1 protein-coding gene is annotated in these 1,588 nt (G+C 61.8%); it reads left to right on the top strand.

The window, feature by feature from the left end:
- The first annotated feature begins 270 nt into the window (after positions 1-270).
- Entirely contained in the window at positions 271-1,302 is a 1,032-nt protein-coding gene (locus FS320_RS43085; RefSeq protein WP_152718612.1) for an IS110 family RNA-guided transposase, read from the top strand.
- Positions 1,303-1,588: the final 286 nt, after the last annotated feature.

Genomic DNA, 1,588 nt, shown 5'->3' with positions numbered 1-1,588 from the left:
ATGGCGCAACGGTCGATGAGACGGGGTCAGGAAAACCAGTGTGCAACAACGCGCCTCGAGCGCGCCGCTTTGAATTGGACCTGATCCGCGAACTCCATCCGGGCCCGCGGCATGTGAATGGCCGCAGATGAGGCCGTACACATGGCAGCACTCGCCGACGCGCTCCACCACTCCAGAAGATTCTTCTTGCGCTTTGCCGGGCAATGGTATGGACCCCGCCCTCGCGGCGAGGTGGAATCTCGACCGTCAACTGCGATGAAGGAGGATGTCATGCAGGTTGTTCGGATAGGTCTGGATTTGGCGAAGTATGTCTTCGAGGTTCACGGCGTCGACAACCACGGGAAAGTCGTTGTGCGAAAGAGGCTGCGTCGCGATGCGGTGGTCCGCTTTTTCGCCAATTTGCCGGCCTGTCTCGTCGGCATGGAGGCTTCGAACGGGGCGCACTATTGGGCTCGCGTGCTCACCGAGCTTGGCCATCAGGTGCGGCTGATCAGCCCGCAGTTCGTGACGCCATACGTCAAGTCGAACAAGAACGACCGGAACGATGCGGAAGCCATCTGCGAAGCGGTCGGCCGGCCGTCGATGCGCTTCGTACCCCGGAAATCATCCGATCAGCTGGCGGTACAAGCCGTCCATCGCATTCGCCGGCGTCTGGTCGCCGACAGAGTCAGGCTCGTCAACCAGATTCGCGGTCTTCTGTCCGAGCATGGCATTGTCATTGCCCGTGACATCTCGCAGCTGCGGCGTGGCCTTGCCGTCATCGTCGGGAACGACAATGACGGCCTCAGCGAGATGGTTCGCTCGCTCATGAGGGAGTTGCAGACGGAACTGGCCGAGCTTGATCGACGCATCGCAACCTATGATCGGCGAATACGGGAAATCTTCCGCGCCAGTGAGCCGTGCCAGCGGCTGGGGAAGATCGAAGGCATCGGCCCTGTGGCGGCAACAGCCCTGATCGCCGCCGTGGGCGATAGAACCTGCTTCAAGAACGGCCGTCAATTCGCGGCCTGGCTTGGCCTGGTGCCGAAGCAGCGATCCAGTGGAGGGCGAGCCCGCTTGCTCGGCATCAGCAAACGCGGCGATCGCTATCTGCGGACACTGATGATTCATGGCGCTCGCGCCGCTTTAAGCCGGGCTGGCGGCAAGCAGGATCCGCGAAGCCTCTGGCTCGGCAAGATGCGGCAACGGCGGCATCCCAATGTCGCGGCCGTGGCGCTTGCCAACAAGAATGCGCGGATCGTCTGGGCTATGCTCTCGGGCGACACAGCTTACGAGCCCGCGCTGTCGGTGAAGGCGGCCTGAAGCGAAGCGGCCACTAACGAAAGGAGGTCCCACCCCGGCAATTGCAACAAATGGCAGGAGATGGCGAAACGGTCACCCCGTCGCTTCCAGAACCTGATGTGTGGACCGGCATGGCGTTAGCCAATGTCATCGGGGCTTTGAGGTGGAAGCGGGCGAAAACCCATCGAGGCTCGCGGCGAAGACGTTGTCCAGCCGCATCACGAAGCCGGATATACGTCAGCAGTTGTGACCATCGATCCTGATCCAGCCGGCTGTTGCAATCGGGCGGGGTCCATATACGTCCACA

It is taken from the genome of Microvirga tunisiensis, from assembly GCF_009296175.1.
In the GTDB taxonomy this organism is placed as follows: domain Bacteria; phylum Pseudomonadota; class Alphaproteobacteria; order Rhizobiales; family Beijerinckiaceae; genus Microvirga; species Microvirga tunisiensis.
The sequence above is the reverse complement of the archived record's forward strand: the minus strand, read 5'-3'. Positions and strand labels throughout refer to the sequence as shown.